Here is a 23,463-nt window from a genome sequence, read left to right as displayed (position 1 = left end):
TCTAAAGAAATTTGTTATTGATTTTTTGCCGTATTACTTCCAAACAATTTATTTTTTGTTTTTACTAAAAAATTATAATTTTTAGCAAATTGTTTTTTAAAAAATGAGGCATCTTCTTTTGGAAACCAGTCTGTTGTTCTTGGTTTTTCAATTTGTTTTTTATGTATTTGATAAGCGTAGGTTGCAACAGATGTTCTAAAACTTCCCTCAGGAAAGTTTGTCATATCATATCCATGAAGCGTGTAGGGTGCACATTGTTGAATAATTAAACGATTAAAAGGAACATCAAGCTCGGCTTCTTCTTCTGTCCTTAAATCACTTATTTTTAAGCCTCCTTTATATTCCGGTTTCCAATCTTTATTTAAGTACAAAAGCAAATTTAGTTCTCTGTACCAGTCTTTGTTAATAGGATGATAATTAAAGTCCAGGTGCATATCCAAAAAACTATTTTTCTTACCCTGATGTAATCCTCCACCGTGATTTTTTGGATCAACAAAAATTGACTTTGAGGTTATATGAGATATGATTTTATTGAATCGTTCAGACGAGAGATCATCATATAATTCGTGTAGTTCAACACCTAATTCCTTATAATTTGATTTTTCAAATTTATTATTTGCAAATGAATAATCGCGACTCTTATTATTGAGTTCAGGAATACTTTTATAGGCTTTTATCAATTTTTCTTCTTCGCAAAAACCATCAATTATTAAATGCGGAAATGGACTGGCAGTTAAGTACTTTAAACGCAGATCGTCTAAATGGTTTTCCAGATATTCAAAATTAATCATAAAAATATTGTTATAAGCGCTTTGAAACAAATGTAGAAATTAAATTAAATATTCATAAATTAAAATTGAATTTGTTCTAATTAAATTTTTAAGAACTTTTAAAATCATTATTTTTGGATCCTGATTGATAAAATTTAGATGAAAATAGCCATTCTTGGTACCAGAGGGATCCCTAATAATTATGGTGGATTTGAGCAATTTGCAGAGTGTTTTGCAGTTTATTTAGTACAACAGAAACATGATGTTTATGTTTATAATTCGCAGAATCATGTTTTTCAGGAGACATCTTACATGGGCGTGAACATTATTCATCAATATGACCCGGAGGATAAAATAGGCTCTGCAGGACAATTTATTTATGATTTGAACTGTATTTTGGATTCCAGAAAAAGAAATTTCGATATCATTCTGCAATTGGGTTACACAAGCAGTTCTATATGGTCGTTTCTTTTACCAAAAAAATCAACCATCATTACTAACATGGATGGATTAGAATGGAAGAGAAGTAAATATTCTAAAACAACCCAAAAATTTTTAAAATTTGCTGAGAAAAAAGCAGTCAAAAGTAGTGATCATTTGATTGCAGATTCGCTTGGAATTAAACAATATTTAGAAGAGAAATATAATAAAGAAGCAGTTTATATTGCTTATGGAGCGGAACCATTTTATGAGCCAAAAGAAGATTTACTTTCACAATATAATGTCGAAAAATACAACTACAACCTACTAATAGCGCGTTTTGAGCCCGAAAATAATATCGAGGTAATTTTGGATGGAATTGCGGAAAGTAATGATGATAAAGTAATATTGGTTATAGGAAATAGCAATAATACTTTTGGAAATTATCTTAAAAAGAAATTTTCAAAAAATAAAAATATAAGATTTACGGGAGGAATTTATAATAAAGAGCATTTAGACAATCTAAGATATTTTTCGAATCTTTATTTTCACGGGCATTCAGTAGGAGGAACAAATCCTTCTTTATTGGAGGCAATGGCAACAAAGGCATTAATTGTAGCACATAATAACGAATTTAATCGCGCTATTTTAGAAAAAAACGCATTCTATTTTTTAAATGCAACAGAAGTTAAAAAACTTATTGAAACCATAAAAAGAAAAGATCATGAACAAATCGTTCGCGATAATTTTAACACTATAATTCAAGAATTTAATTGGAATAAAATAAATGAATCGTACCTCAGGTTATTCGAAAAAAGTCTTCAATAAAATTGATGAATTATGGCAGAACAAAACATTGTTGGTTTATCTTTTAACAGCAATGTTGATTACACTCCCAATGAAGTATATAATTGGAAGTTTAACCGGTGTTATTTTTCTGATTTTTACTCTTGTTAAATCCAAAAAAGAAGATTTTTCGATACCAAAAGTTTTGTTACTTCCCATGCTACTGTATGCTTTGATGCTTATGTCGCTTTTTTGGACAATAGAAAGTAAACAAACAATTAAAGGATTACAAAAAGAAGTATTGTTTTTGTTGATTCCTTTAGCTTTTTGCGGATTACCAAAAATAACTCGTAATCAAGTAAAAAAGGTGTTAAATTACTACAGTTTTGCAATGGTTATTTTCGCCATTTTCTATTTATTAAAGGCGATTGTAAAATTCATAGCTTCCGGAAATAAAAAGGTATTTTTCTATCATGAGTTAGTCACTTTAGAAGTAAATGCCATTTATGTGGCAGTTTTTGCTTCTTTAGCCATGTTCTGTTTGCTTGCTAAAAAAGAAAAATCAATTGTTGATAAAACAGGATTCTCTATTCTTATAGTTTTAATATTTTTATTGTCATCTAAGAATATTATTATCGTTGATTTGGCTATGATAATTATTTATTATTTCTTTTTTTCTACTGTTTCCAGAAGAACAAAAAGATTAATCCTTTCAACAGTAGTTATTGTATCTATTAGTGCTGTAATTTTTATTAAGCCAGTCAGAGACAGATTTATGATTGAGTTTGAAACAATACTTGTCGATAGTTCTTTAAAGAAAACGACGGAAGAAAATCAAGGGCCAATTTATAATATTAGTTTAAAACAAGCCTGGAGCCAGGATAAATTTCAGCAGAATGACTTTTTCCCGGGAGCAGCTTTTAGATTCTTTCAAATTAGAATTTTTAAAGAAATGCTACAGGAAGAGAATATTTTTTTTACAGGATTTGGATTAGATGCGTCACAGAATAAAATAAAAGAAAAAGTAAAAGAACATAATTTATATCCAGATTATGGGGAGTTTAATTTTCATAATGAATACATTCAAATATTTTCAGAATTAGGTGTATTTGGTTTTTTATTAGTGATAAGTATGCTAGTGGTCACAATTAGAAAAGGAATTATAAATAAAGATTTTATACATATTGCTTTTTCAGTAACAATGATAGTCTTATTTTTGACCGAATCTTTTTTGAGTAGACAAAGAGGAATAATCTTCTTTATAATTCTTTACTGCATGTTTAATGTAGCAAATGATTCTAATGAACAGAAAATATTGAAATGAAAAGAATACTTATTACAGGAGCGGCTGGATTTCTGGGATCGCATTTATGTGATCGTTTTATCAAAGAAGGATACTATGTTATCGGAATGGATAATTTGATTACGGGAGATCTTAAAAACATAGAACATTTATTCAAGTTAGAACATTTCGAGTTTTACCATCATGATATTACCAAGTTTGTACACATTCCAGGTGATTTAGATTATATTCTACATTTTGCTTCACCGGCAAGTCCTATAGATTATTTAAAAATTCCAATTCAGACGTTAAAAGTAGGGTCTCTTGGAACACATAATTTATTAGGATTAGCTCGTGTAAAAAAAGCTAGAATTTTGATCGCTTCCACATCTGAAGTTTACGGAGATCCATTAGTTCACCCACAAACAGAAGAATATTATGGAAACGTAAATACAATTGGACCACGCGGGGTATATGATGAAGCAAAACGCTTTCAGGAATCGATCACAATGGCCTATCATACTTTTCACGGTGTAGAAACCAGAATCGTGCGTATCTTTAATACCTACGGTCCAAGAATGCGCCTGAACGACGGACGTGTAATCCCAGCCTTTATCGGACAGGCATTACGTGGGGAAGATCTAACTATTTTCGGAGACGGAATGCAAACACGTTCTTTCTGCTATGTAGACGATCAGGTTGAAGGTATTTTCAGACTGCTGCATTCGGATTATGTATATCCGGTAAATATTGGAAATCCGGATGAGATTACGATTAAGGATTTTGCAGAAGAGATCATTAAATTAACAGGAACCAATCAAAAGGTAGTCTACCATCCATTACCCATAAATGATCCGTTACAACGCCAGCCAGACACTACAAAAGCAAAAGAGTTATTGGGTTGGGAAGCAAAAGTAAGCCGTTCTGAAGGAATGAAAATTACGTATGATTATTTCAGATCACTTTCAAAAGAAGAGCTTTCAAAAGAAGAACACAAAGATTTTTCGAACTATATCAAATAAGAAAATAAAAACGGGCAATTATTCTGGAAATAATTGCCCGTTTTTATTAAGTTACTTAAAAAGCATTCTTTTCGATGAGTTCCTTCATTTGCTGGTCCAAATTAAAATGTTTTTTGGCATGAAGAAAAATAGCCTTTTTCATCTTCTGAATTTCTGCTTTACCTAATGTCGATATTGTTCCTAAAGTTGTATTTAATTGTTGGAAATCTTCAACGGGAACTACCCAACCCAGGTTATTCTCTTCTACAATATTTTCTCCTTCGCCTCCTCCATAGTAAAGTATTGGAAATCCTAAAGCACTATATTCAAATATTTTGGAAGGAACAGAGCCGTAAATCCTTGTCTTGAGCGGAACAAGGGCAATATCTAAATTTTTCAAAGTTTCATGCAAAACATTGCGTTCAAGCATTCCGTGAAAGATTATCTTTTTAGTCGGATTTTGGTTGAGGTAATTTACAATTTGAGTTTTCTCGGCGCCATCTCCAAAAATATGAAGTTCAATATTGCCATTTTCTAAATTCAATTGCTGAATAAGTTCTAAAACTCCTTGCGCTACGCCTAATAATCCGGCATAGAATAGTTTAATAGGTTCGCTGGAACTGTTTTTTTCTTCGAGGAAATCTTCAATAAAATGATCCGGATAATTGCGATACAAAAAGCATTTCTTTTTAGGAAAGATCGAATGAATATGAGTAATGATTTCATTAGATTGCCCAAAAATGTGTGTGGCTTTTTGGTAAATAAATCGTTCTATAAAAAGCAATATCTTGTGCGAAATACTGTTTTTCTTGAGCACCTGCAATTCGATAGCAGCAGTAGGCCAAAGATCTGAAACATTCAAAATAATGGTTTTACGTTTCAGCCAAAGCACGAAAACCGAAATAAAAGAGAGCAACAATGGAGGTGATTGCACGATAACTTTTTTAGGAGTTTTGGCAAATAACAAATAGAAAAATAAAGTAGTTGAAAAGGAGAGCGTCGAAACAATTCGTTTAAAGATATTCGGACTGTTACTTGGATAAATCCAAAGACGTTTTAATGTAATATTCTGAATCTTCTCTGTTACAGAAAATCGACCTTTGTATTCCGGAAATAATTCACCTTTGGGATAATTTGGAAGAGGAGAAATTACCGAAACTTCATATCCGTTTTGATTTAATTTTAAAGCCAGTTGTTCTATTCTATTGGCTGCAGCACCTTTTTCGGGTGGATAATAGTTTGATATAATCAGAATATCCTTCATTAGTTTTTATCCAGTAAAATTGTAACAATTCGCTCAGAGGCTTTTCCATCCCATAATTTAGGAATGCCACTTTTTCGAGGACCATTTTTTAAGAAGGAATGAAATACCTTTTGTAAATTTTCTAAGGATGTTCCCACAATAGTGTTAGATCCAATGGTTTCTGTTTCAGGACGCTCTGTATTATTTCGCATTGTAAAGCAGGGAATTCCCATTACAGTTGTTTCTTCAGAAATACCGCCGCTATCGGTAATAACTGCAAAACTGTTTTTTATTAAATACATGAAATTCAGATAGCTTTGCGGTGCAACAAAAATGATATTTTCAAAAGAAATTGCATTTTCCCCCAAAATAGCCTGTGTTCTGGGATGAATAGGAAATAGTATTTTTTTGTTAGTTACCAAATCATCAATTCCCTGAAGCAAAGCAATAAGAGAAGAAACCTCGTCGACATTTCCGGGGCGGTGCAAGGTTAGAACGATATAGTTTTTTTCACTAAGCTGATGTTCTTCCCAAAAATCAGGAGGAGAAATTCTATTGATGTTTTGGTACAAAGTATCGATCATAACATTTCCTACGAAATGTACATTTTCAGGATCGGAGCCTAATTTTAATAAATTATCTGAGGCTGAAGTTGAGGTTGTAAAAAAGTAATCGGTAATACTATCCGTCAGTATCCTATTGATTTCTTCCGGCATTGTTAAATCTCCGGAACGAATTCCCGCTTCAACATGCGCTACCTTAGTATTGCATTTTTTGGCAACAATCGAGCACGCCATAGTGGAGTTTACATCACCAACAACTAAAACCAAATCAGTAGGATTTTGAAGTAATTCCTTCTCAAAAGCAATCATAATTGCGGCAGTTTGTTCGGCTTGAGAACCACTTTTCACTTCCAGATTTACATTTGGTTTGGGAATATTTAATTCTTCAAAAAAAGTATCACTTAAGTTTTTATCGTAATGCTGACCTGTATGAACCAATCGAAACGAAACATCAAAACCTTCATTTTGTTTGTTTTGTATAGCATTAATGAGGGGAGCTATTTTTATAAAATTAGGTCTTGCACCTGCGATTAGGGTGATTTTCATAGGTTGAGTGAATTCTTTTTAAAACGTTCTTTTGGCAAAAGTAAAGTTTAAATTGAATTCTTTGTCGATTGAAAGACTTTCTTCAATATCTAAGTGTGATTTAGGAGAATTAATGAACTATTTTTTATATCCAATTTTTACTCTTTCACTTTCATTTTCTTTTTTCTCTGTCAATTCATCTAAATAGGAAAAAACCAATTCAATATTCTTATCGTGATTCTCTAACTTCTTTTGAATTTGTAGAATATCAACTTTTATTTCAGTTGTATCCAAAAGCATTTGTCTCACTTTCGTGAAAATGCGCATGATCTGAATATTGGTTTGAATTGCTTTGTCACTTTTTAAGACACTTGAGAGCATTAAAATACCATGTTCAGTGAAAACAAAAGGTAATTTTCTGTTTCCGCCCCAACTTGAAGTCGCAATTTGCGACTTCAAGTTTTCAAATTCGTTTTTAGTAAGTTGAAACATGAAATCTGAAGGAAATCGTGATAAATTTCTTTTAACTTGTTCATTTAATCTTTTCGTTTCCACATCATAAAGCAATGCTAAATCACTATCTAACATTACTTTTTGATTGCGGATGTAATATATTTTGTTGGAAATAGTTTCTTCTGAAAGTAACGATTGATCCTGCATAAGTTTTTAATTAGAAAAAAAAACAAATATAGGATTTTATTTACATTAAAGACAAGATTTAAATTGTTTTAACTTTCCACTATTGCTTCTTTCAAGAACCTTTTTTCGGGTAAAACTAAAATTTAAATTGGGTTCTAAATAGGTAAAAATTGCCTTATCTATTTTTTCAATTTGAGCTGCATTTAATTCGATATCACTTACATACTCAATTTCAAAAGAGTCTAATTGCATTTGTTTGATGATAAATTCTTTAACATTTCCGTCATCTTCAATAATGCTTTTGGTTACATAATAAAAGGTTAGACCAGGTGATTTTTTTCCGCTTGGCAGAATTGCAATGTCGTTGGTTCTTCCAATCAGTTTTTTTAGAATAGGCTTTTGAGGTGTACTTTTTTCGTCTAAAATTCCAATATCACCAATATCATATCGAATAAATGGATGCGCTTTGTTGAATAAAGAGGTAATCACAATTCGACCTTCGTTACCGTAAGGCAAAACCTGATTGTTTTCGTCTAAAATTTCAACAAACAGCGTTTCAGCATTTACTTGCCAATCATCATTTAAGTTTTCAAAAGCAATCAAATCCAATTCTGAAGCGCCATATTCATTAATAACAGGAATTCCGAGTTGTCTTTGCAAGAGCTTTTTATCCGATTCAAAAAGCATTTCCGAAGTAACAAAACAGGCCTTTAACGTGGGGCAAATTTCTTTTAAAATAAGATTATTTTGTTCTAAGTATTTGGCAAACAAAACGATTGAACTTGTATAACCGTTGATATAATCGAATTTTTTAGTTTTAAACTTTTGCAGAAATTTTTCGAGAACAGCATCAGATAAATCAAAAACCGGAAAGCGAAAACGATGTGTCAAAAAATCCTTAATCCGTTCTTTATGATATCCAATAAAATCCATCGGAATACCATAAAAACGAGCCTGGTAGGAGCGATTAAAATCGATATGGTACCAGCTGAAACGCATAAAAATAGAAGTCCAGGTTAAGGCATGGCAATATTTATCTTTAGCAAAAACAAAAGGGGTACCACTGGATCCGGATGTTTTGTTGAGGTATATGTTTTTTCTGGAATAACCTTTTGAGAGTCTTTCTTCGAGCGGTTTTTGTAAATTTTGTTTGTTTAAAACGGGTAAGCTTTCCCATTTCAATTCGGTTATATCACCAACTAATTCTTTATAGAAAGAGTTGTTTTTCAGATGAAAAGTGACAATTTCTTCTTTTTTATTCTGAAGAAAACGAGCATATTTCTTTTCAGATAAATTCTTGATTTCATCCAATTCGGCTTTGGCCTTCTTTATTGGAAAACCATTTAATTGCAGCGAAATATCAAAAAGAGAAATCATTTGAAGTATTAATTTTTGCCAAAAATAATACTATCGAATTACTAACAGAGAAGAATCAACAACTTTTTAAGATTTAATTATTTTTTACGTACAAAAGCAATTATTTTTGCACCACAACTAAATACAACTATACCATGACAATTTTACTATTGGGATCCGGCGGAAGAGAGCATGCTTTTGCGTGGAAAATGACTCAGAGTCCGCTTTGCGAAAAACTTTTTGTTGCACCAGGAAATGCAGGAACGGCAGCAATTGCTACAAACGTCGCAATGTCTCCAACAGATTTTGATGCGATCAAAGCATTTGTAATTAAGGAAAATGTAAAAATGGTGGTCGTAGGACCAGAAGATCCTTTGGTAAAAGGGATTTACGATTATTTTAAAAACGACGAGAGTTTACAACATATTCCGGTTATTGGGCCATCAAAATTGGGAGCTCAGTTAGAAGGAAGTAAAGAATTTGCCAAAGAGTTTTTAATGAAACATAATATTCCAACTGCTGCTTACGACAGTTTTACGGCTGAAACAGTAGAGAATGGATGTGCTTTCTTAGAAACATTACAGCCTCCCTATGTTTTAAAAGCAGATGGTTTGGCCGCAGGAAAAGGAGTTTTGATTATTCAGGATTTAGAAGAAGCTAAAACAGAATTAAGAAACATGCTGGTTCACGAAAAATTTGGAGCAGCAAGTTCAAAAGTAGTTATCGAAGAATTTTTGGACGGAATAGAATTAAGCTGTTTTGTTTTAACTGACGGTAAAAGCTATAAAATTTTACCAACGGCAAAAGATTACAAACGTATTGGCGAAGGTGATACAGGTTTAAATACAGGTGGAATGGGAGCTGTTTCTCCGGTTCCTTATGTTGATGCTGTTTTGATGGAAAAAATTGAAACACGTATCGTAAAACCAACTATTGAAGGTTTCCAGAAAGATGGAATCGAATATAAAGGATTTGTATTTATTGGTCTGATCAATGTAAAAAACGAACCAATCGTTATTGAGTACAATGTAAGAATGGGAGATCCTGAGACTGAAGTTGTAGTGCCAAGATTAGAATCAGATTTAGTCGAATTGTTTCTTGCAGTGGCCAATCAAAAATTAGATTCATTCGAATTACAGGTAGATCCAAGAAGTGCGACTACTATTATGGTGGTTTCTGGCGGATATCCGGAAGATTTTGAAAAAGGAAAAGTAATTACAGGTTTAGAAAACATTACCGATTCTATTGTTTTTCATGCAGGAACAAAATTAGAAGGCGAGAACATCGTTAGTAACGGAGGACGTGTACTAACCGTAACATCTTATGGAGACGATTTCCAGCAGGCCATAAAAAAATCTTACCAAAATATAGATAAACTAAATTTTGATAAGATGTATTTTAGAAAAGATATTGGCTTCGACTTACTTTAAAAAAGAGTGAGCTGTAGTATCTTGGTTTTCAGTTCCGGCGTCATCAAAAATGCGTAATTGTTTGATCCAATAAACGATTGCGCATGAACAGATGATCATAAAAATCCAGTTAATAGTATTAGCACCAAACCAGGTAACAAGTTCCAAACGACGTAAAAAATCAAGTGGAGCGAATAAAATGTTAACGAATAAGTACTGTATTCCTTCAAAAAAAGCTGTCATAATTTATAAAATTATATGTTATTTATTGTTGTGTAACGCATTGAAACCAGAAGTCTAGTAGTAGAATCTTTTTTCAACTTGTTGGTTTTCCTTTTTAAACAAGTATTATATTTACAATCACAAAAGTATAAAATATCCTTATGATAACAAGTGTTTTTAAAAAATCTACGCCATTAAATTATTCATTGGTCGTAATTTTGATACTGGTTTTCTTTTTTCTTTTTCAAATTCAGGAACCATCATGGGTGAGTTCTTATTTTTTGGCGTTCCAAAAAGTGAGTTTGTTGTGCTTTATTTTGGCGTCTTTTTTCCTGATTAATTTTATCGTAAAAAAGAACGGACTTAGTAAAGACAATGGATACGCGATATTTTTTTACTTATTGTTTCTATTGTTTTTCCCCACGATATTTAACAATGCTAATGTAATATATGCGAACTTTTTTGTACTGCTGGCACTTCGAAGATTGATTTCGCTGCAATCTTTAAAAGCTTCAAAAGAAAAAATATTTGATGCTTCATTTTGGATTTTAATAGCTTCTTTATTTCAATTTTGGTGTATTCTCTTTCTGATTTTAGTTTTTATCTCCATCGTTTTTCATGTTTCGAGAGATTATAGAAACTGGATTTTACCATTTATAGCGCTTATTGCGGTATCGATAATCTTTTTATTGATCTCCTTAATCTTCCATATTGATATAACTGAGTTTTTTCAGAAACGTGCTGTAATCGATTTTAATATTGATTATTTCAAGAGCAATTACGAAAACGGAGCACTTTCAATCTATGTGGCTGTATCTTTATTTTTTGTAGTTTCGATGCTGATGACGTTGTCTAATCGACCGCAAATACTACATTCTTCATACAAAAAAGTAGTAGCATGTTTTTTTATTGCGGCCTTTGTGTACATTCTTTCAACAGATAAAAGTAACGATTTACTCTTTTTTAGTATTGCACCTTTGACCATCATGGCAGCAAGTCATGTAGAGTATATGCAACAAAAATTGAATAACGAAATTGTATTTTACGTGTTGATTTTGTGTAGTTTATTTACATTTTTCTCTCAGTTATAATTTACTTCCGTAAGCAAGATCGCCTGCATCACCAAGCCCCGGAACAATGTAGTTCTTTTCATTTAGCTTTTCGTCTAAAGAAGCGACCCATAAATGACAGTTTTCAGGAAGATTTTCCTCAAGAAAAGCAACGCCTTCTGGTGCTGCGATAACCACTACAATATGAATTTCTTTTGGAGTTGCATTTTGAATGAGTTTTTCGTGAACTGCAACAATAGACTGACCTGTTGCCAGCATTGGATCAAGAAGTAAAACCGTTTTGTCGTTTATGTTTGAAACCGCTTGATATTCAACCCGGATTTCAAATTCAGCATCGTTATTTGGATGATACCTACAGGCCGAAACAAAGCTGTTTTCGGCATGGTCAAAGTAATTTAGAAAACCATTATGCAACGGTAAACCGGCTCTTAAAATAGAACATAAAACCAAATCACTTTCTATTTCGGTAGTTTCTTTAATGCCTAACGGAGTTTGAATTTCGACATTTTTATAAGCAAGATCCTTGCTCAGTTCATAAGCCATAATTTCGCCAATTCTTTCAATATTTCTTCGAAAACGCATACTGTCGTTCTGAACATTTACATTTCTGATTTGGCCCAAAAAATGATTTAAGACACTGTTGTTTTTGGAGATATAATGAATTTTCATAATGAAATTTTAGAATTATGGATATATTGTAGTGCAATAACGAAAAATTAATCGTTTTCTTCACACCATAAAAGTATAAAAAGTATCTTTGTGTCTCTAATAAATAAAGACATGTTTTCAAAATTAGCATATTCTGTTTTCGAACAAAGCATCAAAGATTATCACCAATTTGATAATGTTGATCAACCTATAAACAATCCTTACCCAAAGGATAAGTTTGAGCATTTATTGTATTTAAAAAACTGGATTGACACTGTTCAATGGCATTTTGAAGATATTATTCGTGATCCGAAAATCGATCCGGTAGCTGCTCTGACTCTAAAAAGAAGAATCGATGCCTCAAACCAGGAACGTACAGATATGGTTGAATACATCGACAGCTACTTTTTGCAAAAATACAGTGATGTAAAAGTAAAAGATGGCGCAAAAATCAATTCTGAAAGTCCGGCATGGGCTTTTGACCGATTGTCTATTTTAGCTTTAAAAATTTATCACATGCATGAAGAAGCCACTCGTGCTGAAGCTTCACAAGAACACAGAGATAAATGTCAGGAGAAATTAAATGTGCTTTTAGAGCAAAGAAGTGATTTGTCTACTGCGATTGATGATCTATTGACTGATATTGAAAATGGAGATAAATTTATGAAAGTGTACAAACAAATGAAAATGTACAATGACGACGAATTGAATCCTGTTTTATACCAAAACAAAAAATAATTTGGCAGAGTTGTCCAATAGAATAAAGCATATAGCCGTCATGAGACTATCCGCAATGGGAGATGTCGCCATGACGGTTCCTGTTTTGCGCGCTTTTGTAAAACAGTATCCAACCGTTAAAATCACTGTAATATCGCGTCCGTTTTTTAAACCTTTTTTTGAAGGAATTCCTAATCTTGATTTTTTTGCCTTTGACGAAAAAGAACGCCACAAAGGATTTGCAGGGCTTTTAAGGTTGTACGCTGACGTAAAAAAACTTAAAATTGATGCTTTTGCAGATCTTCATAACGTTCTGAGATCTAAAATTGTAAATCTTCTTTTCGTTTTAAGCGGAAAAAAAAGAGCCACAGTTGATAAAGGCCGTGATGGTAAAAAAGAACTAACGCGTGCCGAGAATAAAATTTTTAAGCAGTTGCCGACTATGTTCGAAAGACACGCAAAAGTCTTTGAAAAACTTGGTTTTCCTTTAGATTTATCGAATCCGGAGTATCCGAAAAAAGCAATATTAAGCTCAGATATTTTAGAAATAATTGGTAACCAAAGCCATAAATTAATTGGTATTGCACCTTTTGCCCAATACAATTCTAAGGTTTATCCCCAAGATCTAATGCAGGAAGTAATTGCAAAATTAGCAGAGAATAAATCCTGTAAAATTTTACTTTTTGGAGGAGGAAAGAAAGAAATTGAAATTCTGGATTCCCTTTCAGAACCATTTGAAAATGTAATTAATATGGCTGGAAAAATTAAATTTCAGCAGGAATTACAACTGATTAGTAATTTGGATGTCATGCTATCTATGGATTCCGGAAACGCCCATATTGCTGCAATGCTGGGAGTGAAAGTAATTACACTTTGGGGTGCTACACATCCGTATGCAGGATTTTTACCATTCGGACAAACAATGGAAAATGCTTTGGTTTCAGATAGAAATCAATATCCAAAATTACCAACATCTGTTTATGGAAACAAAATCGTTGAGGGTTATGAAGACGCTATGAGATCGATTTCTCCAAAAGAAGTAGTGGAGAAGATTCAGTTAAGCATATAATCCATTTAAATCGTAGAAAAAATACCCAATTGTTTTCTTTTTGCTTTTATTAGCAACAATTACAACAAAATGATTTTCTTCTTCGGTAGACAACAAAATGTGTTCAAAATCTTCCGTTGAATTTCTGTAGATTTTATGCACCAATTGAGATTCTTTAACTTTGCTCGATAGTACTTTAGCGGCTTTTAATTTGCTGATATAAGGCCAGATATTAAAATTGTTTTTATCTGAAGCCTTTATTTCAGTCATTTTACCAATCATTGTAGCACTGTATTTTTCTTTGGTAAGTAATTTAGGAGCTTTTTTATTTTGTTGCTTTTTAATGATAAAGTAAATACAAAAAAGAGCTGTTATTACAAAAAGTGCTATAAATGATAAACGAAGGAAGTGATGTATTGTCATAATATTTAATATTTAAACGTGTTGACAAACTTGATTTAGCTCTACAAATCTCCAGAAGAACATGAGATTGCGATTACTTTAATTTTACCCCTAATGTAATAAAAATTCAGCAATATTTTAAAAAATAATCTGCTTTATTGTAATTGCAGTTATAGCCAAATTTTCTCATCCCGACATCTGCTATAAATATAATTTTTTAGATTCGAAATCGTGGCTTGATAATTTGGTGCTTCATAACCAAATCGTTCGTGTTCCATTTGTTCTTTTTCGATAGCATTGCAGCCTTTTATAACTTCTTTAAGCATATCCAGCATGGCGAGTTCTTTATTGTTTGTCTTCTGAAATTTAAACTCTATAAGTTCATCCTGAAGTTCTTCACAGTATTCCACAAGTTTTTCAACCTCAGGTTCCTCTAAAAGATATTCTTTATTTTTAAAAATTTCCTGTACAGATTTCATGGCGTAATTTTTTAGTTTCAAATTCCAATTTTACAAAGATTGCTAATAATTGTAAAAAAAAAATCCAAATCCCAATTGTAAATTTGGAATTTGGAATTTAAATATTTTGAGATTTTAATGTCTAAACATCATCATAATCTACATAAATAGACTCTGAAGTTGGATGCGCCTGACAGGTTAAAATTAAACCTGAAGCGATTTCCTTATCGGTTAAAATCGAGTTTTTAGTCATTTCTGCGCTTCCGGAAGTTACACGAGCCAGACAGCTGCTGCAAATTCCACCCTGACAAGAATATGGAGCGTCGATACCTTGTTTTAAAGCCGCGTCAAGGATCGTTTGTTTTTGAGACATTTCGAATGAAACTTCATCATCATCTACTAAAACAGTAATTTTGGTATGTCCTTCTAACGAGGTATTAATTTTATTTTCCTGTGTAGAAGAAGTAAAAAGTTCAAACTTAATAGCGGATTCTTTTACATTTTTCTCTTTCAGAATTCCGGAAACCGTATCGATCATTTCCTCCGGACCGCAAAGGAAAAATTTATCAAATTGCAGTTCTTTGTGTTTGTTATTTAGAACAAAATTTACTGCTGATTTATCGATTCTGCCAAACAAAGCATTTTCGGCTTTAGCCTGACTGAAAACATAATGCACAAAAAAGCGACCTACATATTGCAATTGCAAATCGTGTAATTCCTGATAAAAAATAGTTTCGTCTGGAGTTTTATTTCCATAAACCAATACAAATGAACTTTTTGGTTCACTTTTTAAAACCGATTTTATAATAGAAAGAACAGGAGTAATTCCACTCCCCGCTGCAAAAGCGGCATAGTTTTTTTGTCTTTCAGCATCCGGTTCAAAAGTAAATTTTCCTTCCGGATGACCTACTTCAAGAACATCTCCGGCCTTAAGTCTAGTATTGGCAAATTGAGAAAACAAACCATTTTTTACTGCTTTTACCGCAATGCGTAATTCACCGCTTTCCGGTGCAGAACAAATCGAATAAGCACGACGAATCTCTTGATTGTCAAGAGTTAATTTTAAATTTATGTATTGTCCGGCTATAAATTTATAATCCGGTTTTAGTTCTTCGGGAACATTAAAAAGTACAGAAACAGCATCGGCAGTTTCACGTTTTACCTCTTTAATTATTAGTTTTAAGAATGAAGGCATGATTGTATTTTTTATGCAAAAGTAGCAAACGATGGTTAATTCACAGGCACTAAGTTATTATTTTTAACTTTTTTTGTAACGTTTTCTTACATTTGATCACATACTAAGAAACTCAAAACAATTAACCATGATTAAAAAGTTTATTTATCTGGAATGGAAAGCCTTTGTTAGATCTGCATCATTTGGCACAAGTGTCGTGATGAAAGTTTTAATAGGGTTTTTAATGGTCTATTTTTCGTTGCTTTTTGTCGGAGCAGGAGTAGGGGCATTTTATATTCTAAAAAAAATGAATCTTGAACCATTAGTGACCGTCAATCAATTTTTGATTTATTATTTTCTTTTCGACCTGGTCATTCGTTTATTGATGCAGGCAATTCCTGTGTTGAACATCAAACCCTTGTTGATTTTACCTTTCAAAAAACCAACCATCGTCCATTTTTCATTAGGCAAAACAGCTTTGTCTTTTTTTAATTGGGTTCATGCGCTCTTTTTTATTCCTTTTTCAATTGTGCTAGTTCTGGAAGGTTATGATCCTTTGGGGGTTGTCTTTTGGTTTTTAGCTGCGTTCTCCTTAATCTATATCAACAATTTTTTGAATATTATTTTAAGTAATATTGATAAGTTGTTTGTTGTTTTTGTTGGAGCAATTATTGTTTTAGCAGCAGCGCAATATTATAAACTCTTTGATATTACCCTTTTTACAACACCAGTTTTCCAAGGATTTTATGCTGTCAAAGGAGTGTTTTTGATTCCTGTTTTAATCTTAGTTGGACTTTATCTGTTTACATTCAAGTACTTCAAGAATAATTTGTTTTTAGATGCCGGGCTTTCTAAAAAAGAAGACATTGCGACGACTGAAAATCTTTCCTGGCTGAATCAATTTGGAACTTTGGGAACTTTTCTTAAAAATGATATCAAATTAATTAAGAGAAATAAAAGGTCAAAAACGACTATATTAATGAGTTTTTTCTTTTTGTTCTACGGATTAATCTTTTTCGGAAACAAACAGCAGCCGGAAGTGATGAATATCTTTGCCGGAATATTTGTTTCGGGTGGATTTTTGTTTGTCTTTGGTCAGTTTGTACCTAGCTGGGACAGTTCGTATTACCAGTTAATGATGACACAAAACATTCCGTATCGCGGTTATATTACGTCAAAATGGTGGCTGATTGTGATTGCTACTTTTATATCGACCATACTTTCTTCTTTCTACCTTTTCTTTGGATGGGAAATTTATTTAACCGTTGTTGTTGGCGCTATTTATAACATAGGAGTCAATTCTCATCTGGTACTTTTGGGCGGTGCTTTCACAAAAACACCAATCGATCTAAGTTCGGCAGGAGGGGCTTTTGGAGATAAAAAAGCATTTAATGTTAATGCCATGCTGTTAACGTTACCTAAGATATTATTGCCTTTAGGACTTTATGCGATCGGACTCTATTTAGGAAACAAAACCATCGGATTAGCACTTGTGGCAGGTGCCGGAGTTTTAGGCTTTGTTTTTAAAGACAAGGTTTTTTCTCTTATCGAAAAAAGATATAAAGTAGAGAAGTACAGTACGATAAGCGCTTATAAACAAAAAAACTAATTAGTTAATTAGAAAATGTGTCAATTAGAAAATTGATCGCATATAATTGAAAACCAATTAAATTAACGATTAAACAAATCAACAATTAAACTTTCAAAAATGATACAAGTAAATCAACTTTCAAAAAAATATAACGAAATAACAGTTTTAAACATTAACAATCTAGAAATTCCAAAAGGGCAGAGCTTCGGATTGGTGGGAAACAACGGAGCAGGGAAAACTACTTTTTTCAGCTTATTATTGGATTTGATTCAACCTACTACAGGGAATATAAAAAATAATGATATTCAGGTAAATACAAGCGAAAACTGGAAATCTTTTACAGGATCATTTTTAGATGAAAGTTTCCTGATTGGATATTTGACTCCAGAGGAATATTTTTATTTTATCGGAGATTTGCGCCATCAGAATAAAGCAGATATTGATGCTTTGCTGTTAGAGCACGAAGAGTTTTTTAACGGAGAAATCCTGAACAATAAAAAATACCTGAGAGATTTATCTAAGGGAAATCAGAAGAAAGTGGGTATTATCGCAACACTTATTGGAAATCCTGAAGTAGTTATTTTAGATGAGCCTTTTGCCAATTTAGATCCGACAACTGTGAGCCGATTAAAAAAGATCATTAAAGATCTGGCTGATAATCCAAATGTTACGGTGCTGGTTTCCAGCCATGATTTGCAGCATACAGTAGAGGTTTGTGATCGAATTGTAGCCTTAAATAAAGGTGAAGTGGTCAAGGATATTCAGACTTCAGAAGAAACCTTACAAGAACTGGAATCGTTTTTTGCTGTATAAGTTTCTATATTTCAAAAAGAAGCGTATTTTTACAAGTCAATATACTAAAAATCCTTTTTAGAAGTTAATTGATATAAACTCTTTTCTATTGAAAAAGAATACTCTTAAATATAGTTTTTTTATCGTTTTTTTATTCTTTTTGATAGCCTGTTCTACCAAGAAAAATACTTTTTTGGCCAGAAATTCCCATGCGCTTAGTACAAAGTATAACATTTTGTATAATGGTGGAATAGGTCTTGACAAGGGATTAAAGGCTATTCAGGCCAACAATCAGGATAATTTCTGGAAAATGCTTCCGATCGAAAAAATGCAGATCGATGAGAATTTTTCGGAAGGAGAAAAAGCGAAGAATGCAGATTTTGAAAAAGCCGAGACCAAGGCAACAAAAGCCATTCAGAAGCACTCTATGAATATTGGAGGAAGAGAGCGAAATTCACAAATTGACGAAGCCTATCTGATGCTTGGAAAAGCCAGATATTACGATCAACGATTTATTCCGGCTTTGGAGGCATTCAACTATATTTTGTACAAATACCCTAACAGCAGTAATATCTACACGGCAAAAATTTGGCGTGAGAAAACCAATATGCGCTTAGGCAATGATGCTATTGTGGTAAAAAACATCAACTTGTTATTAAAAAATACAGATCTGAACAAACAGACTTTTTCGGATGCAAATGCGTTATTGGCAGAGGCGTATTTACATTTGGAAGAAAAAGACAGTGCGGTTACCAAACTTAAAATTGCGGAAAAATTTACCAAGATAAGTGAAGACCGCGCACGGTACCGTTTTATCTTAGGGCAGATGTATCAGGAAGCCGGAATAAGGGACAGTGCCTTTTATTATTATGACGGTGTGATCGATATGAATCGAAAAGCCGATCGAAAATACATGATGCATGCCTATGCAAAAAAGGCCCAAATGTTTGATTATAAAAACGGAGATCAGGATTTGTTTATAGAAATGTACAATAAATTACTGGCAGATCGTGAAAACAGACCTTATTTGGATGTGTTGTTTTATGAAATGGGAGTCTTTTTTGATAAAAATGATGAACAGCAGGATGCCTTATTTTTCTATAATAAGTCACTGGGAAGAAAATCAAAAGATCCTTATTTGGTTGCTTCGACCTATAGGAATATTGGGAATATGTATTTTAAGAACACCAATTATACGGTGGCGGCCAAATACTACGACAGTACATTAGTAAAATTAGATCCTAAAACCAGAGAATTTGCTTTTATTCAAAAAAACAGAAAAAATCTGGACAACGTAATTAAATACGAAGCGATTGCAAAACGCAACGACAGTATCATTAAAGTGTATGGTTTGTCTCCGGCCAACAGAAAAAGTTATTTTAACGATTATATCGCAGCACTTAAAGAAAAAGATGAGGCGAAACGAATCTTAGAAGAAAAAGAAAAGGAAAAATTAGCCAATATTGATCGCAACACTAAGGCTGATGGAGGACCAACAGCTGTAAATCCACAAGCAGTAGGAGGGACCAATCCTGGAATAGGGGCGTTTAATCCGCCATCAGGAAACGAAACGGCAAGTACAAGTACTTTTTATTTTTACAATCCTACGACAGTGGCTTACGGAAAATTGCAATTCAAGAAAGTATGGGGTAACAGAGTCTTAGATGGAAACTGGAGACTGTCAGCTGTGAAATCAGCCAATACTGCAGCCTTAAATGATACTTTAAATAATAATGATGCAAACAAACTGAAAGACACCATTGTTATTGAAAAGTATACTACTGATTTTTACGAAAAACAACTTCCTCAAACACAGGCTGCAATTGACAGCATTGGTGTAGAGCGTAATTTTGCGTATTACCAATTAGGACTGATCTACAAAGAGAAATTTAAGGAATATAATCTGGCAAGTGATAAACTGGAACAATTGCTAAAAAACAAACCGGAAGAAAAACTGGTTTTACCGGCAATGTATAATTTGTATAAAATATATCAAATTACCAATCCTGCACGCGCAGAAAGAATAAAATCGGATATCATAACCAATTACCCAAGTTCGAGATATGCACAAATCTTAAATAATACTAATGCAGGAGATTTGGCCTCACCGGATAAAGAATACCAAAAATGGTACAAATTGTATGAGGAAGAACAGTTTGATACTGTCCTGGATAACATTGACAACCTGATTAATCAATATTCGGGGGATGAAATTGTTTCTAAGTATGAATTGTTAAAAGCCAATACTTTAGGTAAAGTAAACGGTTTGGCTGCTTATAAAAAAGGTTTAGAATCTGTTGCCGATAACTATCCGAACAGTGATGAAGGTAAAAATGCGCGTGAGATCTTAGAAAAGCAAATACCAGGCTTAGAAAAAATGGATTTTACTTCAGTAGATAGTAAAAACTGGAAAATTTTATATGTAGTTCCTAACAACGATTCTAAAACTCGTAAAAAGATTGAAGAAGCAATTAGAGTATTTTTGTTAGTTGAAAACTATGAGAGGTTAACAACTTCTTTTGATAAATACAACAGAACCGAAAGTTTTGTGGTTATTCATGGTTTAAAATCAGAGGCTTACGCCAAAGATATTTCAGGAGTTTTTAGAGATGATAAAAAGTATAAAATATCAAATCCGGCAATTATTATCTCGAGTGATAATTACAAATTGGTTCAAATTAAAAAAAATCTCGAAACCTACTTAGCCCCAAAAACCCCATAATCATGTTTGACAAAGTAAAAAAAAACGGAACAGAACTTTTAGGAAAAACAAACCGAATAGTTGAAGGAACCTCTATTGTTGGAGATATCGTTTCTAAAGACGATTTTAGACTAGATGGTGAATTGATAGGAAATTTTACTTCGCAAGGCAAACTGGTTATAGGAGCCTCCGGTATTGTAAAAGGCGAAATTGTTTGCAATAATGCCGATATTGAAGGCGTATTTCAGGGGAAAATTAAAGTTTTAGAAGTCCTTAATATAAAAGCAACGGCACAGATTCATGGAGAAGTTGCCATCGGAAAACTGTCTATAGAACCAGGCGCGAATTTTACCGCTACCTGTACCATGTTAACTCATACTAAAGAAGTAACCCTAAAAGATGGAAAAGGAACCGAACAAAAACAAAAGGAACAAGTGGCTTCCACTTATTAACATTCCCGTTCAAATGGGAATTATAATTTTTTTATTTTCCTATTTTGGTACATGGCTGGATGAAAATCATCCGAGCCAAAAACTGTCTTACAACACCATTTTTGTAATGATTGGGGTTGGATTAGCACTATATAATGTTATTCGCCAGGTTAATGAAATCAATAAAACAAAGTAATTGATCTATTTAGCAGCTTTAAATAAATAGTGCATCTTTGCAGAAAATTATTTCAAATGTTAGTAAAAAGCTACAAACCCATTTTATATTTATTCTTCTTTGCATTGGTCGCTTGTGTAGTGCACAAAGCATTATTTTTATTTTTAGACATTAATGCCCAAAATTTTTATTACAGTATAGAATTTTTGTATTTGATTTTTTTCGGGCTATCTGCGCTTTTATACCTTATATTATTAATAGTAAAGTAAAAGAACTTTGAAGTTATTGGTATGGCTTTCCTGTTCGGAACCTTTACACAGATGTTAGTAGGATATCTAATTTTAAGACCTATTTTAGAAAATAAAAGCGGAGAGGTTATGGTTGAAAAAATCAACTTTTTTATAACATTTATTTTATTTTTGTTATTTGAGACGCTTTTAACTGTCCGATTATTAAATGAAAAGCGTTAAAATAGGGATTCTGTAAAACAAGGTTCAAAAATAATTTTTCATATCCTTTTGAATATTAATAAAAAATGTACCTTTGCACCAAATTTTAGAAACGTAAAAAATAAGATTTTTAACAGATATGGTGATTTCAAACAAACCGCTCAAATTTATTCTTGCAGCTTTAGTAGCTTGTTCTCCAGTAATGAGTTTTGCAAATTCAGAGAATGACTCAACGCATGTACATACTGAGGCAGCTCATGAAGAAAAAGTAATTTCACATAACGCACCTTTGGAAGGTGAGCATGCAGCTCTTGATCCGAAAGCAAAAGTGGATGCTTTTATTGATCATCACTTACAAGATTCTCACGATTTTGTTTTCTTCTCAGATGAAAAAGAAAATAAACAATACGGTTTTCCATTACCTGTAATTCTTTTTGACGGAGGTTTGAAAATTTTCTCTTCTTCAAAATTACACCATGGTGAAGCAGTTGCTGAAGTTGACGGAAACTTTTACAAACTGGTTCACGGTAAAATTTACAAAACAGATGCTGCCGGAACGATTACTTTAGATCATCACGGACATCCGGAAAACGAAAAGCCATTAGATTTTTCTATTACTAAAAATGTAGTGTCAATGCTTTTTGTTTCGGTACTATTATTTTTAATGTTTACCGGATTAGCAAAATCATACAAAAAAGGACCAATCCCAACTGGATTCGGAAGAGTATTAGAACCGCTTATTATTTTCATCAGAGATGAGATCGCAGTTCCAAATATTGGAGAGAAAAAATACAGAAAATTTATGGGTTACCTGTTAACTGTATTTTTCTTTGTGTGGTTGTTAAACTTATTAGGTATGACTCCACTTGGAATTAACGTTACAGGAAATATTGCAATCACAGTTTGTTTAGCTGCGTTTACTTTTATCATTACTCAGTTTAGTGCAAACAAAGATTATTGGGGACACATTTTCTGGATGCCCGGAGTTCCTGTTCCAATGAAAATTATTTTAGCTCCAATTGAAATCTTAGGAACATTGACAAAACCATTTGCATTATTAATTCGTTTGTATGCAAATATTACGGCAGGTCACGTAGTAATTATGAGTTTGATTGCGATGATTTTCGTAGGTAAAAATTTAGCTGCAGATTTGCCAATCTCTTTAGGACTTACATTATTTATTTCGGTAATCGAAGTTTTAGTTGCATTTTTGCAGGCGTTCATTTTCACAATGTTATCATCATTGTTTATTGGTATGGCAGTTGCTGACCATGATCATGATCACGGTCACGATGACAATGTTATTATTTAATTTAGAAGTTTAATTTTATATATATAAATACTTATGGGAACAATTCCAACTTTAGTAGGTGCAGGTTTAGTAGTAATCGGTGCTGGTTTAGGTCTAGGTAAAATCGGTGGATCTGCTATGGACGCTATTGCTCGTCAGCCAGAAGCTGCTGGTAAAATTCAAACTGCGATGATTATTATCGCGGCTTTATTAGAAGGTTTAGCATTTGCTGCTTTAATCTTAGGAAAATAATAAAGAAAGAACTAACAACATCTTTAACGGTTGGTTAAAGGTGTTGTT

The 23,463-nt window shown here is 32.7% G+C and carries 24 protein-coding genes; 14 read left to right on the top strand and 10 right to left on the bottom strand.

Going from position 1 to position 23,463, the window contains the following annotated elements:
* Positions 1-14 precede the first annotated feature (14 nt).
* Positions 15-791, bottom strand: coding sequence for a 2OG-Fe(II) oxygenase (locus tag FLA105534_RS21565; protein WP_173968145.1), 777 nt, complete (start codon positions 789-791; stop codon positions 15-17).
* Positions 792-929: 138 nt separating this feature from the next.
* Between FLA105534_RS21565 and FLA105534_RS21560 the strand changes: the two genes are divergently transcribed.
* Genes FLA105534_RS21560 through FLA105534_RS21550 form a run of 3 tightly spaced genes read left to right on the top strand, consistent with a single transcriptional unit; the run spans position 930 to position 4,280 of the window.
* Positions 930-2,018, top strand: coding sequence for a DUF1972 domain-containing protein (locus FLA105534_RS21560; RefSeq protein ID WP_173968144.1), 1,089 nt, complete (start codon positions 930-932; stop codon positions 2,016-2,018).
* A complete protein-coding gene (locus tag FLA105534_RS21555) occupies positions 1,978-3,300 on the top strand; it encodes an O-antigen ligase family protein (protein ID WP_173968143.1) in 1,323 nt (440 codons plus the stop codon). Before FLA105534_RS21560 ends, FLA105534_RS21555 begins: the two co-directional genes overlap by 41 nt.
* Positions 3,297-4,280: a UDP-glucuronic acid decarboxylase family protein gene (locus FLA105534_RS21550; protein WP_042564890.1), complete on the top strand. Its 984-nt coding sequence runs from the start codon at positions 3,297-3,299 to the stop codon at positions 4,278-4,280. The genes FLA105534_RS21555 and FLA105534_RS21550 overlap by 4 nt, the downstream gene beginning before the upstream one ends.
* A gap of 55 nt (positions 4,281-4,335) precedes the next feature.
* Here the strand turns inward: FLA105534_RS21550 and FLA105534_RS21545 are convergent, their stop codons facing one another.
* The 4 genes from FLA105534_RS21545 to FLA105534_RS21530 all read right to left on the bottom strand — a co-directional run bounded on the left by FLA105534_RS21545 (position 4,336) and on the right by FLA105534_RS21530 (position 8,606).
* Positions 4,336-5,523 carry a glycosyltransferase family 4 protein gene (locus tag FLA105534_RS21545; RefSeq protein WP_173968142.1) on the bottom strand — a complete coding sequence of 396 codons (1,188 nt, stop codon included), beginning with the start codon at positions 5,521-5,523 and terminating at the stop codon, positions 4,336-4,338.
* Complete coding sequence (wecB, locus tag FLA105534_RS21540) at positions 5,523-6,611, bottom strand: non-hydrolyzing UDP-N-acetylglucosamine 2-epimerase (protein ID WP_173968141.1); 1,089 nt, start codon at positions 6,609-6,611, stop codon at positions 5,523-5,525. The genes FLA105534_RS21545 and wecB overlap by 1 nt, the downstream gene beginning before the upstream one ends.
* Before the next feature lie 117 nt (positions 6,612-6,728).
* Positions 6,729-7,250, bottom strand: a complete 522-nt coding sequence (locus FLA105534_RS21535) for an ORF6N domain-containing protein (protein ID WP_173968140.1) — start codon at positions 7,248-7,250, stop codon at positions 6,729-6,731.
* A gap of 45 nt (positions 7,251-7,295) precedes the next feature.
* Complete coding sequence (locus tag FLA105534_RS21530; RefSeq protein ID WP_173968139.1) at positions 7,296-8,606, bottom strand: phenylacetate--CoA ligase family protein; 1,311 nt, start codon at positions 8,604-8,606, stop codon at positions 7,296-7,298.
* 134 nt (positions 8,607-8,740) lie between these two features.
* On the opposite strand from FLA105534_RS21530, the gene purD reads away from it, so the two are divergent.
* Complete coding sequence (gene purD / locus FLA105534_RS21525) at positions 8,741-10,015, top strand: phosphoribosylamine--glycine ligase (protein WP_173968138.1); 1,275 nt, start codon at positions 8,741-8,743, stop codon at positions 10,013-10,015.
* Here purD and FLA105534_RS21520 read toward each other — a convergent pair.
* A complete protein-coding gene (locus tag FLA105534_RS21520) occupies positions 10,007-10,237 on the bottom strand; it encodes a DUF6341 family protein (RefSeq protein WP_017496855.1) in 231 nt (76 codons plus the stop codon). The two genes, purD and FLA105534_RS21520, sit on opposite strands and share 9 nt — an antisense overlap.
* 140 nt (positions 10,238-10,377) lie before the next feature.
* Between FLA105534_RS21520 and FLA105534_RS21515 the strand changes: the two genes are divergently transcribed.
* Positions 10,378-11,307, top strand: a complete 930-nt coding sequence (locus FLA105534_RS21515) for a DUF6427 family protein (protein ID WP_173968137.1) — start codon at positions 10,378-10,380, stop codon at positions 11,305-11,307.
* On the opposite strand, the gene upp is transcribed toward FLA105534_RS21515, so the two are convergent.
* Entirely contained in the window at positions 11,302-11,955 is a 654-nt protein-coding gene (upp, locus tag FLA105534_RS21510) for a uracil phosphoribosyltransferase (RefSeq protein WP_173968136.1), read from the bottom strand. The two genes, FLA105534_RS21515 and upp, sit on opposite strands and share 6 nt — an antisense overlap.
* A gap of 111 nt (positions 11,956-12,066) precedes the next feature.
* Here upp and FLA105534_RS21505 point away from each other — a divergent pair, with 111 nt between their 5' ends.
* Both FLA105534_RS21505 and FLA105534_RS21500 read left to right on the top strand, forming a co-directional pair.
* Positions 12,067-12,672, top strand: a complete 606-nt coding sequence (locus FLA105534_RS21505; RefSeq protein WP_173968135.1) for a DUF4254 domain-containing protein — start codon at positions 12,067-12,069, stop codon at positions 12,670-12,672.
* A 40-nt stretch (positions 12,673-12,712) separates the two neighbouring features.
* On the top strand, positions 12,713-13,720 hold the full coding sequence (locus FLA105534_RS21500; protein ID WP_173968134.1) for a glycosyltransferase family 9 protein: 1,008 nt from the start codon (positions 12,713-12,715) through the stop codon (positions 13,718-13,720).
* Here the strand turns inward: FLA105534_RS21500 and FLA105534_RS21495 are convergent.
* The 3 genes from FLA105534_RS21495 to FLA105534_RS21485 form a co-directional block, all read right to left on the bottom strand.
* On the bottom strand, positions 13,709-14,122 hold the full coding sequence (locus FLA105534_RS21495) for a hypothetical protein (RefSeq protein ID WP_173968133.1): 414 nt from the start codon (positions 14,120-14,122) through the stop codon (positions 13,709-13,711). The genes FLA105534_RS21500 and FLA105534_RS21495 overlap by 12 nt on opposite strands.
* 149 nt (positions 14,123-14,271) lie before the next feature.
* Positions 14,272-14,580 carry a hypothetical protein gene (locus FLA105534_RS21490; protein ID WP_173968132.1) on the bottom strand — a complete coding sequence of 103 codons (309 nt, stop codon included), beginning with the start codon at positions 14,578-14,580 and terminating at the stop codon, positions 14,272-14,274.
* Positions 14,581-14,701: 121 nt separating this feature from the next.
* The gene (locus FLA105534_RS21485; protein WP_173968131.1) at positions 14,702-15,754 is read right to left on the bottom strand and encodes a ferredoxin--NADP reductase; all 1,053 of its coding nucleotides are present in this window, start codon (positions 15,752-15,754) and stop codon (positions 14,702-14,704) included.
* 127 nt (positions 15,755-15,881) lie between these two features.
* On the opposite strand from FLA105534_RS21485, the gene FLA105534_RS21480 reads away from it, so the two are divergent.
* The 7 genes from FLA105534_RS21480 to atpE all read left to right on the top strand — a co-directional run bounded on the left by FLA105534_RS21480 (position 15,882) and on the right by atpE (position 23,415).
* A complete protein-coding gene (locus FLA105534_RS21480) occupies positions 15,882-17,342 on the top strand; it encodes a DUF5687 family protein (protein WP_173968130.1) in 1,461 nt (486 codons plus the stop codon).
* A gap of 99 nt (positions 17,343-17,441) precedes the next feature.
* Entirely contained in the window at positions 17,442-18,137 is a 696-nt protein-coding gene (locus tag FLA105534_RS21475) for an ABC transporter ATP-binding protein (protein WP_173968129.1), read from the top strand.
* Between the two features lie 88 nt (positions 18,138-18,225).
* Positions 18,226-20,838 carry a type IX secretion system periplasmic lipoprotein PorW/SprE gene (gene porW / locus FLA105534_RS21470; RefSeq protein WP_173968128.1) on the top strand — a complete coding sequence of 871 codons (2,613 nt, stop codon included), beginning with the start codon at positions 18,226-18,228 and terminating at the stop codon, positions 20,836-20,838.
* A 2-nt stretch (positions 20,839-20,840) separates the two neighbouring features.
* Entirely contained in the window at positions 20,841-21,269 is a 429-nt protein-coding gene (locus FLA105534_RS21465; protein WP_173968127.1) for a bactofilin family protein, read from the top strand.
* Complete coding sequence (locus tag FLA105534_RS21460) at positions 21,217-21,444, top strand: AtpZ/AtpI family protein (protein ID WP_173968126.1); 228 nt, start codon at positions 21,217-21,219, stop codon at positions 21,442-21,444. The genes FLA105534_RS21465 and FLA105534_RS21460 overlap by 53 nt, the downstream gene beginning before the upstream one ends.
* Before the next feature lie 567 nt (positions 21,445-22,011).
* Positions 22,012-23,184 (top strand): F0F1 ATP synthase subunit A, encoded by a 1,173-nt coding sequence (gene atpB, locus FLA105534_RS21455; protein WP_173968125.1) that lies wholly within the window; start codon positions 22,012-22,014, stop codon positions 23,182-23,184.
* A gap of 33 nt (positions 23,185-23,217) precedes the next feature.
* Positions 23,218-23,415 carry an ATP synthase F0 subunit C gene (gene atpE, locus FLA105534_RS21450; RefSeq protein ID WP_008465835.1) on the top strand — a complete coding sequence of 66 codons (198 nt, stop codon included), beginning with the start codon at positions 23,218-23,220 and terminating at the stop codon, positions 23,413-23,415.
* Positions 23,416-23,463: the final 48 nt, after the last annotated feature.

Source organism: Flavobacterium collinsii (assembly GCF_902804485.1).
Classification (GTDB): domain Bacteria; phylum Bacteroidota; class Bacteroidia; order Flavobacteriales; family Flavobacteriaceae; genus Flavobacterium; species Flavobacterium collinsii.
The sequence above is the reverse complement of the archived record's forward strand: the minus strand, read 5'-3'. Positions and strand labels throughout refer to the sequence as shown.